General features: G+C 65.3%; 13 protein-coding genes. 8 read left to right on the top strand and 5 right to left on the bottom strand.

Annotated elements, in window-relative coordinates; translation table 11 throughout:
- Window positions 1-205: 205 nt before the first annotated feature.
- The 3 genes from ACN8HC_RS17460 to cysD all read right to left on the bottom strand — a co-directional run bounded on the left by ACN8HC_RS17460 (window position 206) and on the right by cysD (window position 3,376).
- Window positions 206-985: a sulfotransferase family protein gene (locus ACN8HC_RS17460; RefSeq protein WP_490076130.1), complete on the bottom strand. Its 780-nt coding sequence runs from the start codon at window positions 983-985 to the stop codon at window positions 206-208.
- 214 nt (window positions 986-1,199) lie between these two features.
- Window positions 1,200-2,465, bottom strand: a complete 1,266-nt coding sequence (locus ACN8HC_RS17455) for a sulfate adenylyltransferase subunit 1 (RefSeq protein WP_490076118.1) — start codon at window positions 2,463-2,465, stop codon at window positions 1,200-1,202.
- A complete protein-coding gene (gene cysD, locus ACN8HC_RS17450) occupies window positions 2,465-3,376 on the bottom strand; it encodes a sulfate adenylyltransferase subunit CysD (protein ID WP_490076117.1) in 912 nt (303 codons plus the stop codon). The genes ACN8HC_RS17455 and cysD overlap by 1 nt, the downstream gene beginning before the upstream one ends.
- 112 nt (window positions 3,377-3,488) lie before the next feature.
- Here cysD and cysC point away from each other — a divergent pair, with 112 nt between their 5' ends.
- From cysC to ACN8HC_RS17425, 5 genes are all read left to right on the top strand, one after another.
- Window positions 3,489-4,661 (top strand): adenylyl-sulfate kinase, encoded by a 1,173-nt coding sequence (gene cysC / locus ACN8HC_RS17445; protein ID WP_490076116.1) that lies wholly within the window; start codon window positions 3,489-3,491, stop codon window positions 4,659-4,661.
- A 37-nt stretch (window positions 4,662-4,698) separates the two neighbouring features.
- The gene (locus tag ACN8HC_RS17440) at window positions 4,699-5,469 is read left to right on the top strand and encodes a 3'(2'),5'-bisphosphate nucleotidase CysQ (protein WP_490076115.1); all 771 of its coding nucleotides are present in this window, start codon (window positions 4,699-4,701) and stop codon (window positions 5,467-5,469) included.
- Window positions 5,466-6,416 carry a sulfite exporter TauE/SafE family protein gene (locus ACN8HC_RS17435; protein WP_490076114.1) on the top strand — a complete coding sequence of 317 codons (951 nt, stop codon included), beginning with the start codon at window positions 5,466-5,468 and terminating at the stop codon, window positions 6,414-6,416. Before ACN8HC_RS17440 ends, ACN8HC_RS17435 begins: the two co-directional genes overlap by 4 nt.
- 172 nt (window positions 6,417-6,588) lie before the next feature.
- A complete protein-coding gene (locus ACN8HC_RS17430; protein ID WP_490076113.1) occupies window positions 6,589-7,983 on the top strand; it encodes an O-antigen ligase family protein in 1,395 nt (464 codons plus the stop codon).
- Window positions 7,980-9,548, top strand: a complete 1,569-nt coding sequence (locus ACN8HC_RS17425; protein WP_490076112.1) for an oligosaccharide flippase family protein — start codon at window positions 7,980-7,982, stop codon at window positions 9,546-9,548. The genes ACN8HC_RS17430 and ACN8HC_RS17425 overlap by 4 nt, the downstream gene beginning before the upstream one ends.
- Here the strand turns inward: ACN8HC_RS17425 and ACN8HC_RS17420 are convergent, their stop codons facing one another.
- Window positions 9,549-10,229: a hypothetical protein gene (locus ACN8HC_RS17420; RefSeq protein WP_490076111.1), complete on the bottom strand. Its 681-nt coding sequence runs from the start codon at window positions 10,227-10,229 to the stop codon at window positions 9,549-9,551.
- Window positions 10,230-10,517: 288 nt separating this feature from the next.
- Between ACN8HC_RS17420 and ACN8HC_RS17415 the strand changes: the two genes are divergently transcribed.
- Genes ACN8HC_RS17415 through ACN8HC_RS17405 form a run of 3 tightly spaced genes read left to right on the top strand, consistent with a single transcriptional unit; the run spans window position 10,518 to window position 13,296 of the window.
- Window positions 10,518-11,348, top strand: coding sequence for a sulfotransferase family protein (locus ACN8HC_RS17415; protein ID WP_490076110.1), 831 nt, complete (start codon window positions 10,518-10,520; stop codon window positions 11,346-11,348).
- A gap of 2 nt (window positions 11,349-11,350) precedes the next feature.
- A complete protein-coding gene (locus tag ACN8HC_RS17410) occupies window positions 11,351-12,436 on the top strand; it encodes a Wzz/FepE/Etk N-terminal domain-containing protein (RefSeq protein WP_490076109.1) in 1,086 nt (361 codons plus the stop codon).
- The gene (locus ACN8HC_RS17405) at window positions 12,433-13,296 is read left to right on the top strand and encodes a sulfotransferase family protein (RefSeq protein WP_490076108.1); all 864 of its coding nucleotides are present in this window, start codon (window positions 12,433-12,435) and stop codon (window positions 13,294-13,296) included. Before ACN8HC_RS17410 ends, ACN8HC_RS17405 begins: the two co-directional genes overlap by 4 nt.
- Here ACN8HC_RS17405 and ACN8HC_RS17400 read toward each other — a convergent pair.
- Window positions 13,293-14,531: a right-handed parallel beta-helix repeat-containing protein gene (locus tag ACN8HC_RS17400; protein WP_490076107.1), complete on the bottom strand. Its 1,239-nt coding sequence runs from the start codon at window positions 14,529-14,531 to the stop codon at window positions 13,293-13,295. The two genes, ACN8HC_RS17405 and ACN8HC_RS17400, sit on opposite strands and share 4 nt — an antisense overlap.
- Window positions 14,532-14,535: the final 4 nt, after the last annotated feature.

Genomic DNA, 14,535 nt, shown 5'->3' with positions numbered 1-14,535 from the left:
TACACCGGAGCGCTATGCCCGGCAGGCCCAAAGCGGCACGCCGTATTGCGCCTTTTAAGAAACGGCGCAATACCCGGGCATGCCGTCGACATGCCGCATATGATCGGCGCGACTTCCTGACCCGTGCGTTCGCTGTCCCACCTGAAGAGTGGGAGGCGCTGTTACTGATGTGATTTTTGGGAACAGAGAATCAGTTGGGTTTCATTCAGGGGAATGAGTCGGGGCTGCTATCTCGAGCCAGAGAACTCGTCGACGCCTCTCCCCATGCGCCGGTCCAACCGAGCAACCGGGTCAACTGCTCGTTAGAGGCGGCAAATCTGCGCCGTAGCTCCGCACATACGGCGGCGTCCACCGGGTCGAGCGGTTGGCCGCTGCCCAGCGCGTTCGCATGGGCGAGTTCTTCCGGAGGACTACCGGGAATCTCGAGGAAGTCGAGCAACCGGCCCATGGTGCCTCGTGGATCAGTGAAGAGATCCTCGCTGCGCAGAACATGGATCCGCTCAGCTCCTACGTCGCGCTGCCAGCGTGACAACTGCTCGGCATACAACCCGCGGCGGAAATACGAGTACCTGGTCCAGACCTCGTGATCCCGGCCGCTGCCTGAGGCACACGCGGTGGCGAGGCGCCCCGGCTCCGCCTCTATCGCGTCGGCGAAGGAAAGGTGCTCCCAGCCTTGGGCCCTGTTGTGCAGGTAGTGCGAGTAGGCACGCGCGGCCGGCTCGCGAAGGATGGCCACGAACTTGGTCCGCGGCAGCGCCATCGCAGCGCGCGCCGGCGCTGCTTCGTCGAAGAGGTAGCTCGGACTGGCCTCGAACGTGAAGAGCCCAGGCGCAGCCGCGGGGAAGCAGGAGCGGTACCACCCGACTCCCTTTTCGTAGTTCGCGGTGAAGTACTGCACTTCCTTCATCAGTGCACCTCTGATCTTGGGGTGCGCTTTCAGACTGACGTACAAGGAGGTCGTTCCGCAGCGCTGTCCGCCGATCACGACGAAGTCCGGCAACGCGCCACTGATCCACGGGAGAGCCTGGCGAAGTCGCGCTTGGCCGTTGCGGACCGCACGACGAAGTCCATTGCGAGCGGAACTCGATGTCACGCTGTCGCCCTTCGTCCGGAACTTGTCAACAGACGCACCGAATAGCTGAACAGACACCCGACCGGACGGTCAACACCAGGACCATGGTGCACGCCGCGGCGCCCGATCAATCGTTGATCATCCCCGCTCCGACGGTGCCCCCCGTTGCTTCGTCGATGAGGATGAACGAGCCAGTCGTCCGGTTGCGTTCGTAGGGATCGACCAGAAGCGGCTGTGTGACGCGCAGCTGCACCCTGCCGATCTCGTTGAGATCCAAATGATCGACGTCGACATCCCGGTGGAGGCTGTTGACGTCGAGCCGGTACAGCACGTCCTTCACAATGGCTCGCGCAGAGCGGGTCGTGTGCTTGATCACGAGCTTCTGCCGGGCGCGCAGCGGGCTGCTCGTCATCCAGCAGACCATCGCGTCGATGTCCTGCGTCTGATCGGGCAGATTGGCGCTGCGACAGATCATGTCGCCTCGGGACACATCGACGTCGTCGGCCAGCCGGACGACGACGGACATCGGTGCATACGCCTCGTCGAGCTCGCGCTCATGCAGATCGATGGACTTGATGGTCGACGTCATACCGCTCGGCAGCACGGTGACCTCGTCGCCGGGCTTCAGCACGCCCGCGGCGATCTGGCCGGCATACCCGCGATAGTCGTGATAGGAGTCCGATTTCGGTCGTATGACGTACTGCACCGGGTAGCGCACGTCGCGCAGGTCACGGTCCGACGCGATGTGCACGTGCTCGAGGTGGTGCAACAGGGACGGCCCTTCATACCAAGCCATCCGCTCGGATCGGGCGACGATGTTCTCGCCCTTCAGCGCCGACAGTGGGATCACCTGCAGATCCGGGATGTTCAGCTTGGAGGCGAACACCGTGAACTCCGCCTCGATCCTGTCGAAGGTCTCCCGGTCGTAACCGACCAGATCCATCTTGTTGACCGCGAGGATCAGATGCGGGACTCGAAGCAAGGACAACAGAACGGCGTGCCGCCGGGACTGCTCGGTCAGCCCGTGTCGTGCATCGACGAGTACGAGGCCGAGGTCGGCCGTCGAAGCGCCGGTCACCATGTTCCGCGTGTACTGCACGTGTCCCGGGGTGTCGGCGATGATGAACTTCCGCCGCGGCGTCGCGAAGTACCGGTACGCGACATCGATGGTGATGCCCTGCTCTCGCTCGGACCGGAGGCCGTCCGTCAGCAGCGCGAGGTCGGTGTAGCCGTAGCCCTTCGCCTGGCTGGTCGCCTCCACGGCGGCGAGCTGATCCTCGAAGATCGACTTCGACTCCATCAGCAGGCGTCCGACCAGCGTTGACTTACCGTCGTCGACCGAGCCGGCAGTCGCGAACCGCAGCAGATCCATGTCGTTTCCCACGCGCGCCATCAGAAATAGCCCTCCTTCTTCCGATCCTCCATCGCGGCCTCGGAGAACCGGTCGTCCCCTCGTGTCGCACCTCGCTCCGTGACCCGGGCGACGGCGATTTCCTCGACGATCTTCTCGACCGTGTCGGCATCCGACTCGACGCAACCGGTCAGCGACATGTCGCCGACCGTCCGGAAGCGGACCCGGCGCTCCTCGACCACCTCGCCGTTTCGTGGCTGCACCACATCCGATGCGGAGAGCAGCATCCCGTCTCGGGCGATCACCTTGCGGTCGTGCGCGAAATAGATCGACGGGATCTCTATCTGCTCTCGCGCGATGTAGTGCCAAATGTCGAGCTCAGTCCAGTTCGACAGCGGGAAGACCCGCATGTGTTCGCCAGGACGGAGCCGGGCGTTGTAGAGCGACCACAGCTCCGGGCGCTGATTCTTCGGGTCCCACTGACCGAACTCGTCCCGGTGGGAGTAGATCCGTTCTTTCGCCCGGGCCTTCTCCTCGTCGCGTCGGCCGCCGCCGAATGCTGCGGTGAAGCCGTGCTCCTCAATCGCGTGCAGCAAGGTGCCGATCTGCAATCGATTTCGGCTGGTCTTGCCGTCGTCCACCACGACCCCGGTGCGTATCGCCTCGTCCACCGAGGCCACCACCAGCCGCGCACCGAGCCGGCTGACCCAGTTGTCGCGGGCGAGGAGCACTTCCGGGAAGTCGAAGCCCGTGTCCACCTGCAGCACCGGGAACGGCAACTTCGCCGGGTGAAACGCCTTCTCCGCCAGGCGCAGCATGACGATCGAGTCCTTGCCGCCGGAGCACATGAGCACCGGCCGTTCGAACTCGGCGGCAACCTCCCGGAAGACGTGAATTGACTCCGCTTCGAGCTGATCAAGATGTGTCAACCGGTAATCGGCATGCGTCGGCATGTGACCGGCCCTTCCCTATAAGTGGGTTCTAATTTGTTGTGGGAGAGTAGGTCGGCCCGCGCAATACCCGTCGATTTATTCCGTCTCCGCGTTCGTTTGGCACGATGTCGCTATGTCCGATATGCCGCAAATCTGTCCCAGGCCGGGCGACCTGGACCTGCTCGAGCTGGTGCGGACCGGCGCCATACGGCCGACGCCGGAGCGCCCGGTGGAGCTGGCGGCTCCACCGCGCCACGTGACGGCGGGCGCCGTTGAACTGGTCGATCCGGAGGGCGTGCCGCTGATCAGACTCGCCGTCGACAAGGGCGACGGCCGCCTCGTCATGCGGGACACACCGCAGTGGTTGGGCAGGCTGTCGGACCGTCCGTTCGAGACGCTCTACCGCCCGCCGGACGAGGTACGAGCGGCTGTCGACAACGGAGCACAAGCGCTTCTGGTGAACCGTCCGGTGACGGAGCGCGACCTCGACGAGCTTGCCGCTGACACCCAAGTCATCCTGATGGCCTTGACCGGTCCATCCACCGCGCCGAACGCCGCCACCCTTCGACTACTGCGCTCGATACACCGAGTCGCGAACGCGCGTCCGGATGTGTCCGCGGTAGCCGTGCCTCTCGATGCCGCCCGGCTGAGTGCGAAGTCCGACCTCCACTCCCTGGCCCTACGCAGCTACGCACCCGAATATGTCCGGCTCCCATCGCCCGACACACCCGCCTCGACCCGGGACGGTCTGGTGCTGTTCTTCACCGGTCTCTCCGGTTCCGGCAAATCGACGATCGCTCGCGCCGTCCGCAATGTGATGCTCGAACAGTACGACCGTTCGGTCTCCCTGCTGGACGGGGACGTCGTACGCCGGAACCTCTCAGCCGGCCTGGGCTTCTCCCGTGCGGACCGGGAGACCAACATCCGCCGGATCGGCTGGGTGGCAGCCACAATCGCCCACCATCGCGGCGTCGCCATCTGCAGTCCCATCGCGCCATACGCATCGACACGACGACAGGTGCGAGATGACGTTGAAGAGCAGGGTGGCCATTTCCTTCTCATCCACGTAGCCACTCCGGTCACGGTCTGCGAGCAGCGCGATCGCAAAGGCCTGTATGCGAAGGCCCGAGCCGGTCTGATTCCCGACTTCACCGGCATCAGCGCACCCTACGAGCAACCTGCCGATGCCGATCTCGTCGTGGATACGTCCACGATCAGCATCGATGAGGCCGTGGCCCGTGTGTTCGGACTGCTGGACTCCAGGAGGTTGCTGAAATTTCCCGCTGATCGACCGCCCGAAAGATAGCGGGAGGACGACCCGGGCCTGCCATACGCTGCGCGGCATGATGACTCGCGACGTGGCGACCCTGTGTGACGCCGAGCTGGCAAGCCACCTCGCCGTCGAGGCGGGGCAACGTCTTGTCGCGTTGCGTGGCCAGGGGCTGGTCGGCTCGGCGCTGAAGGACGCCGGCGACGAAGTCTCCCAACAGTTCCTCGCTGCGGCGCTGAGTTCTTGGCGCCCCGACGACGGTCTCCTCTCCGAAGAGGCCTCCGATGATGGGGCAAGACTCGCCAAGAACCGGGTGTGGATCATCGACCCATTGGATGGCACCCGTGAGTACTCCGAGCCTGGCCGGGTCGACTGGGCCGTCCATGTTGCGTTGTGGGAGCAGGGCGAGCTCGTTGCCGGATCGGTGGCGCTCCCTGCCGCGGGTCTCGTGTACTCCTCCGCGACGGCGGCAGCCGCGCCGGCTCCGACGCACGACCGGCTCCGTCTGGCAGTGTCCCGATCGCGACCCCCTGCCTTCGTCAGCCGACTCGCCGAAGAACTGGACGCCGAACTGGTCCCAATGGGATCGGCAGGGGTCAAGGCAATGTCGGTCGTCAGTGGGGAGACGGACGCATATGTGCACGCCGGCGGACAGTACGAGTGGGACTCCGCTGCGCCCGTCGCAGTCGCGCGAGCTGCGGGGCTGCAGACAAGCCGGCTGGACGGCTCGGAACTGAAATACAACCAGAGCAGTCCCTGGCTCCCGGATCTGATCATCTGCCGTGTGCGAGTTTTCGAACGTCTGCAGCACGCCATCCAGCGAGTGGACCTGGGCCGGCCATGAACTGGGCGCTCACGGCCGCGTCGTTCGGGATCGGCATCGTCGTCGGACTGACCGGCATGGGCGGCGGCGCACTCATGACACCGATGTTGGTGCTCTTCTTCAACGTCCCGCCCTTGGCCGCCGTGTCCAGCGATCTGGTTTCGAGTGCGGTCATGAAGCCCGTCGGCTCCTGGGTCCATCTCCGCCGAGGCACCGTCAACCTCCAGCTCGTCGGGTGGCTGTGCGTGGGCTCCGTACCCGCAGGGTTCGCCGGCGTACTCCTCGCCCGTGCCTTGGGTCATGGTTCCCATGTGGAGCATGTTGTCCAGCTGGCGCTGGCATGTGCCCTGCTCGTGGCCGCGGTGGGTCTGATCGTCAGGGCCTACTTGCGGCTCTTGGAACGAGCGCGCGCACGGAACGGTGCAGCCAAGCCTCTCCCGGTGGGCCAGCCGCGCATCCGCATTCGGCCTCGCGAGACAGTCCTGGTCGGAGCACTCGGCGGAGTAGTTGTCGGTATGACGTCCGTCGGCTCCGGTTCACTCATGATCATCGCGCTCATGCTGCTCTATCCGGGACTGCGGGCAAATGAGCTCGTAGGCACCGACCTCGTCCAATCCGTTCCCCTGGTTGCTTCTGCGGCCCTGGGCCACATCATCTTCGGCAACTTCGCCTTGGCGGTGACCTTGCCACTGATCGTGGGTGGCCTACCAGGGACATATGTCGGTGCGCATCTGTCGTCGCGGTTGCCGAGCGGACTCGTTCGAAGGGCTCTCGCGTTCGTGCTGCTCGCGTCCGCGCTCAAGACCTTCGAAGTCGACAACCTGATCACCATCATGATTCTCATGGCTGCGCTACTGATCGCGCCGGCGCTGTGGATGGGGATGCGACGCCATTACGGGTTCCCGGCGTTGGTTCCGCGTCTTCGCAAGGTCGACCCTGTTGGCACGAGGACACGGGTCACGCAATGAGCAGGCCATCCATTCCCAAGGCGCCACCGGCCGCCTCCAACGACGGTGATGACACGACCACACCAGGGGACGAACCTTGTCGATCACAAAATTCAGTGACGCGATAACGCGTCCGCCGGAGAACTCTCCGGCCAACCGGGCTGGCGTAATTGTGCTGGGCGCACTTGCGGTCGTGCTCTCGCTGGTCGCGGGCTACGGCGCCGCCGCCGGCAACAAGCGCTTCGCGGTGCTGGCTGTGGGCGTATTCGTGGGGCTGGCACTTGTCACGCTCGCGGCCACGCGTTTCCTCTGGTTCGTGTTGGTGCTGCTGACGATCCGCTCCAGCATCGATGTGCTCCAGGTCAGCCGCAGCGGCGCCGGAACGACGGCAGGCAACACGGTCGGCAACCTCGGAGCCAACGCGTCGAGCATCCTCGGTGTGTTGTTCCTGCTTGCCTCGTTCCTGTGGATGGCCGGCCGCGCATACGGTGGCGGCCTACGGCCGATGTCCGTGCTGACCAAGTGGCTACTTGCGTTCTATCTCGCCGGCGCGCTGAGCATCGTCACCTCTCAGCACGTTGAAGCGAGCCTGCTGCAGTCGCTCCGGATCATGACCGGCATCGTCATGTTCGTGGTCCTCGAGCAGCTCATCGTCGACCGGCGCACGATGCGGCTGGCGCTCTCGGCCTGCTTCGCCTCTCTGGTGATCCCGCTGCTCTACACCGCGTACGGCCTGGCGACGGGCCGAGCCGGCGCGCAGGTCAAGGCGGGTTTCACCCGGATCGTCGGGACGTTCAGCGAGACGAACGACTACGGCCGGTTCCTCGGCTTCATGATCGTGGTGGGGGTCGCGCTGCTGCCCTGTCTGTCGCGCCGCCGCCGCATCCTCTTCTCCTGCATCCTCGGCGTCGCCGCGGTGTTCCTGGTCCTGACCCTCACCCTCGGCGCGATGATCGGCACGATCATCGGGGTAGTGCTGGTCGGTGTTCTGCAACGACGCAAAGCTCTCCTCCTCTCTCTCGTCGTTGCCGGCATCATCGCCCTTGCCGCAGCGCCCGGCCTTTCGGGGCGGCTGCACGACACCGGCTCAGCGAACCAGATCGGCGGCGCGCCGACCGGCAACAGCCTGGCGTGGCGACTCAACTATTGGGAGGAGATCCTCCCGCTGGCGAACTCGAACCCGATCACCGGAATCGGGCTGAGCTCGACCCAGTACGAGACCTCGACGGCCAAGCAGCCGCACAACGACTACCTACGGGCGTATGTCGAGACAGGTCTGGTTGGGTTCATCGCCTATCTCGGTGCAGTGATCAGCCTGCTCGTGGTCACGTGGCGGGCCGTTCGACGAACGCTGCGAGGTACCCGAGACCATGCAGTGGGCGCGGGCGCGTGGGCGTGCATGGTCGCCTTCGCCATCGAGAGCCTTGCGGACAACGTCATCACGAACGTCGTCAACCTCTGGTACGTGCTCGCGTTCGCCGCTGTCGCCGCGTTCATCGCGCGAGCCAACCTCGAACGTAAGGATGCGCCCTCGGGTGCGGTCGCGGCGACCCGCCCGATCGACGTTCCGCTGGACGATTCTGTATGACGGGTTCCTCCCCGGCAAAGCAGTCGGAACCGTCCCGCGTGAAGCCCTCGGACCACGGCAGCGTCGCCGGCATGGCGCGCGGCAGCGGCATCAACCTCATCGGCGCCGTTTGCAGCCAGGGGTCGCTCTTCCTCATCATGGCGCTGCTTGCCACCCGGACGAGCAAGTCGACGGTCGGCGGATACGCCGAGTGCTACGCCGTGTTGACCCTGCTCAGCCTGGTCTCGCTGGCCGGGTTCCGAGCAGCGATGACGCGGTTTGTCGCCATACACCTCGCTGACGACGATGCGGGCGCGGTCCGCGGGACGATCTTCTTCGGGCTCATGTTCACGGTCGCCGGCGCGGTCGTGATCGCGGTGGTGCTCGCGATGATCGCGGGCGATCTGGCCCTCGCGTTTCACGACGACGCGCTTCGAGTGCCGCTGCTCTTGGTGGCGCTGGCCCTTCCGGCGAGCACTTTCGAATCCGCCGCGCTGTCCGCCACGCAGGGATGGCGCAGCCAACGGGCCTACGCGGTGGTGGGGTCGATCGCCGACCCCGGCCTTCGCCTGATCCTCACCGTCGTCCTGCTGCTCCTGGGTGGCGGCTTGGTCTCAGCGGTGTGGGCGTTGGTGATCGCTACCTGGGTAGGTGCGGTGCTGAGCGCCGTCGCATTGTCGCGACGGCTGCGTACCGTTGCCAGACAACCCCGTCGGTACGTACTGCGCCCGCTCTTCGCGTTCTCCATGATCAGTTGGGGTTCAACGCTCGCGACCACGGGTCTGGTCTGGGCGGACACGTTGCTCCTCGGTCGCCTTGCGACGCAGCGCGATGTCGGTGCTTACACGGTCGCCAGCCGGCTGGTCGTCGTCGCGATCTTCGTGATGATGCCGATCACGAATGCATTCACGCCCCATTTGGCCCACCTGTTCCACGTCGGCAACCGCGACGAGGCGGCGCGCGCCTACGGCGCGGCGACCCGTTGGATCGTGCGCCTGTCGATGCCGGCCTTTGTCGCACTGCTCATTTTCCCGGCCGACCTGCTGAACATCTTCGGCTCCGGCTATCGCGATGTCGCGACGGTGACCATCCTGTTGGCCATCGGCCAGCTGGTCAGCGCGGTGGTGGGACCTGCGGGCGCGGTGCTGAACATGTCCGGCCACGTCAGACTCAGCCTCGCCGACGGTGCAGCAGTGCTTGCTCTCAACGTCGGACTCAACCTCTGGCTCATCCCCCGCCACGGGATCCTCGGTGCGGCGATCGCCTGGTGCGTGTCACTCACGGTCGTCAACGTCGTTCAGGCGCTGCAAGTGCGATGGACGGTCCACGTACGTAGCACCGGGGCCGAGTTGATCCGGACGGCTATCGCCGCAACTGCCGCAGCCGGTGCTGCGGTGGTCGTGAGGCTCACGATCGACGGCTGGCTGCCGACCGTGGTCCTGGGGTGCCTCACCGTGGTCGCGGTATTCGGGGGGGTCCTCATGATGGTGGGGATCGGAGCAGACGACCGTGCGCTGCTGGGCAGCGGCCTGCGTCACGGCGCCCCCAGGCACGCGGTCAGCGCGCGGCCGAACCGCTCGGAGTAGTCAGCACGCCCTCCACGCGATGGCGGCGACCTGTCCCTGCAATCGAGCGACCTGTGCGTCGGCGCTGTTCAAGTCCTTGGTGACGAGAGCGACACTTCCCCCGGCCTGCGTAGCTTCGTCGCGCGCACTGTTCGCCGCGGCGATTGCGTCGGTGCGATGTACGGACGGGACGCCCTTGGCGGCTGCAGCCGAGCTGACCGCTGAGGCTTTGGTGCGCAAGGCGGCTACAGCGTTCGCTGCCACCGCGTTCAGCTTGCGCGCATTCGCCGCGGCGCCCGCCTCGGCCGACGCCGCGCCAACGATGCGATCGCGGGCCGCAAAAACGTCTGGGCACGATCGCGGCGCGGTCCCGTAGGCGGCGGTCCGCGCCGCGGTCACATCGCCACGGATCGCATTCACGTATTTGGCAGCAGCCGCCTTCGCGCGGAGCGCGGCAGCCGTCTGTTGCTTCGTGTCGCCCAATTGACTCGACAGTGCGTAGAGCGTCTCCGCCAGATGACTCTGCGCAGTGTTCGTCGAGGATGGCGAAGCCGGTGCTGCACCATGCGTCGTGGTCAGGCTCGACGTGCTCGTCGACGCGGCCGGGTTGGACCCGTCCGCGGTACCCGCTCCTTCCGCCGTGCAGCCGGTCGCGCCGAGCGCAATGACTGCGACGACGAGCAGCCTGCGTGGAGTGCGCATGGCCCCTCCCCAAGATCGTGCGCCGGTGAATGCCACTGCGTGGCCATATCCACCGGCACTGCTGCCTTACCAAGCGGGTTTTAGGGCCACCATTCACGCCGTCGATCCGCTGGCCTATCCGAGCAAAACCCTACGAGTTTGGCCGGTGATTATCGGCCTTTATTGCAAGCCAGGAGGGTTTCGCCCATTAGTCCATATGGACGGCCGGATCCCAGGGAACCGCCCATATCGTGTCAGTTGTGCACGTGCGATCAGGGGCATGGCGGGATCGGGCAGGAGACGAACGAAATGATGCGAGTGCGACAGCGTCTTGTCTATGCGACAGCGCCGCTCTACCGACGACCGAGCCCGGGCGCACGCATGCGCCCGGGCTACCTCGTCGTGGGGACCAAGCGGGGCGGATCCACTTCGCTCGCGAACTGGATCGCTCAGCACCCCGAGGTCGCGCCGTGTCGAGCCGAGAAGGGGAGCCACTACTTCGACACCAACTACCCGCGAGGAGAAGGGTGGTACGCCGCTCGCTTTCCGCGTCCAGCGGCTCGGTGGCGGATCACCGGCGAAGCCAGCCCCTACTACATGTTTCACCCCGAGGCGCCTCGGCGGATCGCCAAGGCGCTACCGGACGTGAAGCTCATCGCGGTGCTGCGTGACCCGGTGGAGCGCGCTTGGTCACACTACCGCTACGAGAGCCAGCACGGCCGCGAGACCGAATCATTCGCCCGTGCGCTCGAGTTGGAGCCCAGCCGGATTGCCGGGGAACGCGAGAAGCTGGCTCGCGACCCCGGGTACGAGGGCTGGGAGTACCGCCACCACGCCTACCTCGAGCGCGGCCACTACGCAGACCAGCTGCGCGAGCTCTACGAGCACTTTCCGCGCGAGCGTGTGCTTGTCCTCAAGAGCGAGGACATGTTTGCCGACCCTCACACGACTCTGGAGCGTGTCTGGCACTTCCTCGACCTGCCTGACTTCAGCCCGACGGACTTGGACGCACAGAACGCAGGCAACAGTAAGGGTGCGATTCCGGAGGCACAGCGGCGCCGGCTCGTCGACTACTACAAACCATACAACGACGCCCTATACACCATGGTGGGCATTGATTTCCGCCAGGAGGCGAACTGACCATGAATAACCGAGAGATGCGCCGCCCGGCGAACGCGACTTACGACAACGAGAGCATGGAGATCCGCGATTACTTCGCTGTGGCGCGCCGACGGATCTGGGTCATCATCTTGATCCCGGTGATCGCCACTGCCGCAGCCGTGGCATACGTATTGCTCCAACCCACGACCTACTCCGCCACTGCGGTGGTTTCCGGCTCCAGCTTGGTCGGCGCACCCTGGAGCCAATACAGCGGCCCGCAAGGCGACGCACAGTTTGCCGCAGCATTTGCGGAGACAGCCAGCGGCCCGGCTGCTCTCCAGGCGGCCGCGACACGACTGAAGACGTCGCCGGATACGCTGCAGAACGGAGTCACTGTCTCCCAGCAGGGCTCGAGCAGCAATATGCAGGTGACCTACGTTTCCCCGGAGCGATCCACCGCTGCACGCGATGTCGCCGCGATCACGGCGGCCACGCTCGACCAGATGTTCGCACCGCAGGTCAAGCTCGCGCAATCGCGGGTGACGGCGGCGACCACGGCATTGTCCGTCGCGAACGCGAACCTGACCAAGCTGTCGCAGCAGTACGGCATCGCCGACCCGTCAACCGCCTACTCCGCCGCACTGAGCAGCTACAACTCGTTGCAGCAGACCCAGCAAACGCTGCGCGCCGAGGGAAAGTCCGTGCAGGCGGCGGCTATGGACGACGCAATCTCCAAGGCGAGCAAGCAAGTACAGCAGTTCGGCCCGATCCTGGAGGCATACCGCCCACTGCAGGCGGCCCAGCAGACAGCGCGCTCCAGCCTGGCTGCCGCAAGCGCCGACCTGGGCAAGACCAGCGCGCAACTCTCTGCTGCTTCCCCCGAGACGATCGTGCAGGTGAGCGCCGCCCAGCCGTCGAGCCGGCTCAGCACTGGTGCGAAGATCGTCATCCCGGTTTTCGGAGCGTCGCTGTTCCTGACCTTCCTCGTGGTCGCGATTCTTGAAATGCTTGCGGCCCAGCGTTCCACCGAGGTGGAGCCGACTCGCTCGTCGAGGTCGGTCGCGGCACGGACTCACTTCCGTCGGGCCGGCTCTCCGGCCGCCCAGGCCGAGGCGCAGACCAAGTGACTGACAGCCAGCCCCACGCTGCTCGCGACCGGCCGGTGTTCATCGTCGGATGCCAGCGATCCGGCACGACCTTGTTGCGACTGATGCTCGACTCGCATTCGGCGCTCGCCTGCGGCCCCGAGACGTTGTTTCTCGCGGACATGGAACGGATCATCACCACGGACTGGCACCGGCTCGCCAGGTTCGGATTCGGCCAGGACTACTGGCTCGACCGCATCGCCACCTTCTTCGGGGGCGTCCACGCGGACTATGCAGCAGCGCACGGTAAACGCCGCTGGATCGACAAGAGTCCCCGATATGCGTTGCACATGGACTTCATCGCGCGGATCTTCCCGGACGCACAGTTCATCCACATGATCCGCGATGGCCGTGATGTGGCCGTGTCACACCGACAACGCTACGGCTACTGGGCGGCATTGCGTACGACCGCCAAATGGCCACGATACGTACGTGCCGCCCGCGCATCGGCGACGCGGCTCCCCGCAGAGCGCTACCTGGAAGTGCACTACGAGGACCTCGTCGCCGACGCGCAGGGGCAGCTGGGCCGGGTGCTGGCTTTCCTCGGCGAACCGATCGAGGCCGGCCTACTGGACTTCGACAAGAAGCCGCACGATGTCGGGTCGCATTATCACGAACAGTTCGAACAACGCCGCAACGCCGAGCAAACGACGGCCAATGTCTATCGGTCACGCACCGGTGCGTACAAGCGCGAACTCGACCCGCTCACCCGAGGGCTGTTCTGGGTGACCTCGCGCTCGTTGCTGGCCGACCTTGGCTACGCCGGCCCTCGAACGGCCGTCCGACGCACTCCAGCGGACGACTCAGGTGCGCAGCCAGCGCCGATGGCCGGCAGTCACTAGCAGCCGGCGAGCGACGACCGCGTCGAACTCGGCGGTAGCGCTGCCTGCCCGTTCCAGGTGTTGCCCTGCGCAACCCAATATGCCCGGAGCAATTTCGGGACCAAGACGTTGCCGAAACTGTTGTTGGAGAACGACGAGTGGGCGATCGACGCTATGAATGCCCCGTCACCACTGCCAGATGCGTAATTGCACTGAACGGTGTCGTAAAACGGCGTTGTGTCCTTCGACGGCGCCCCCAACTGGGCATCCTTGGCGCCGAAGTCGAAGCCGCGGCCACGGTATGCGGTGACCGTGTTGCCGATCCACTTGTTGCCCCAGCCGGACATCTCCTCGCTGAACCCTACGAACACGTTCTGCGCGGTGTTGTGGAGAAAGTCGTTGTATGACGCGTCCTGGTCATCTGTGAACGCGCGACCATCGGTGGGCAGGCCGGTCACCACGTTCGACTCGATGGTGTTGTAGTTCGACGCACCGTCGATGCGCACGGCCTCTTGCATGTAGTGATTGAAGCTGTTCGCCGTGATGTTGGAGAGCCGGTTATTGGTTATTTTCCAGCCATCACTGTAGGAGATCAGCCAGATGCCCGGGCCGGACCCGCACGCGACATCCTGGACGGTGGTGTGATCGATCGTGCCGTACCGGGACATGGCAATGAACATGCCCTTGCGCGTGATGAGGTCGTGCGAGAACACAATCCCATCGGAGGGAGCAAGCGGTGCGTGGACGACCTTGGCGAGGTAGCTCAGCGCACCAGGCGCCGCCTTGGGGTTGTCGCTCCCGCGACCCGGAACGGACCGACGGGCCTGCCAGTTGTGGCTGTCGATCTGTTTCTTGAACCAGGCATGCGCCTCGTCGACGTTGCGTCCCGCGACATATACGCCCCCGTCGATCGTCACATCGGCGAAGGTCCAGAACGACGCACCCTTGCGGAAACGCAGAGTACGGTCCGGATCAGGTCCGCTGGCGTTGCACGAGCGCGTCGGAAGGTTCGCGGTGAAATTCACGGCTCCGTTGCCGTAGGGCCGAACCACGATCGGCGCGGCAGCGGTGCCACTGCGGGTGATGCTCAGTTGCCCGGAATACGTACCGGCCTTCACCGAGATCAGCGTCCCAGGAGTAGCCGACGCGATCGCCGCCTGCAGGCCTAACTCATTGGAGACCACAACTGTGCGCGTCGGACGCCAGGAGGTGCTGAGCGAAGGATTGGAGGGCGACGCACTGACACTTGATGCCATGGTC

Source organism: Flexivirga sp. YIM B11880 (genome assembly GCF_058148645.1).
The sequence above is the reverse complement of the archived record's forward strand: the minus strand, read 5'-3'. Positions and strand labels throughout refer to the sequence as shown.

Excerpts from the sequence above, each read along its gene's own strand:
- ACN8HC_RS17455 (WP_490076118.1), bottom strand. The coding sequence starts at position 2,465 with ATGGCGCGCGTGGGAAACGACATGGATCTGCTGCGGTTCGCGACTGCC.
- cysD (WP_490076117.1), bottom strand. The coding sequence starts at position 3,376 with ATGCCGACGCATGCCGATTACCGGTTGACACATCTTGATCAGCTCGAA.
- cysC (WP_490076116.1), top strand. The coding sequence starts at position 3,489 with ATGTCCGATATGCCGCAAATCTGTCCCAGGCCGGGCGACCTGGACCTG.
- ACN8HC_RS17440 (WP_490076115.1), top strand. The coding sequence starts at position 4,699 with ATGATGACTCGCGACGTGGCGACCCTGTGTGACGCCGAGCTGGCAAGC.
- ACN8HC_RS17435 (WP_490076114.1), top strand. The coding sequence starts at position 5,466 with ATGAACTGGGCGCTCACGGCCGCGTCGTTCGGGATCGGCATCGTCGTC.
- ACN8HC_RS17425 (WP_490076112.1), top strand. The coding sequence starts at position 7,980 with ATGACGGGTTCCTCCCCGGCAAAGCAGTCGGAACCGTCCCGCGTGAAG.
- ACN8HC_RS17420 (WP_490076111.1), bottom strand. The coding sequence starts at position 10,229 with ATGCGCACTCCACGCAGGCTGCTCGTCGTCGCAGTCATTGCGCTCGGC.
- ACN8HC_RS17415 (WP_490076110.1), top strand. The coding sequence starts at position 10,518 with ATGATGCGAGTGCGACAGCGTCTTGTCTATGCGACAGCGCCGCTCTAC.
- ACN8HC_RS17410 (WP_490076109.1), top strand. The coding sequence starts at position 11,351 with ATGAATAACCGAGAGATGCGCCGCCCGGCGAACGCGACTTACGACAAC.
- ACN8HC_RS17400 (WP_490076107.1), bottom strand. The coding sequence starts at position 14,531 with ATGGCATCAAGTGTCAGTGCGTCGCCCTCCAATCCTTCGCTCAGCACC.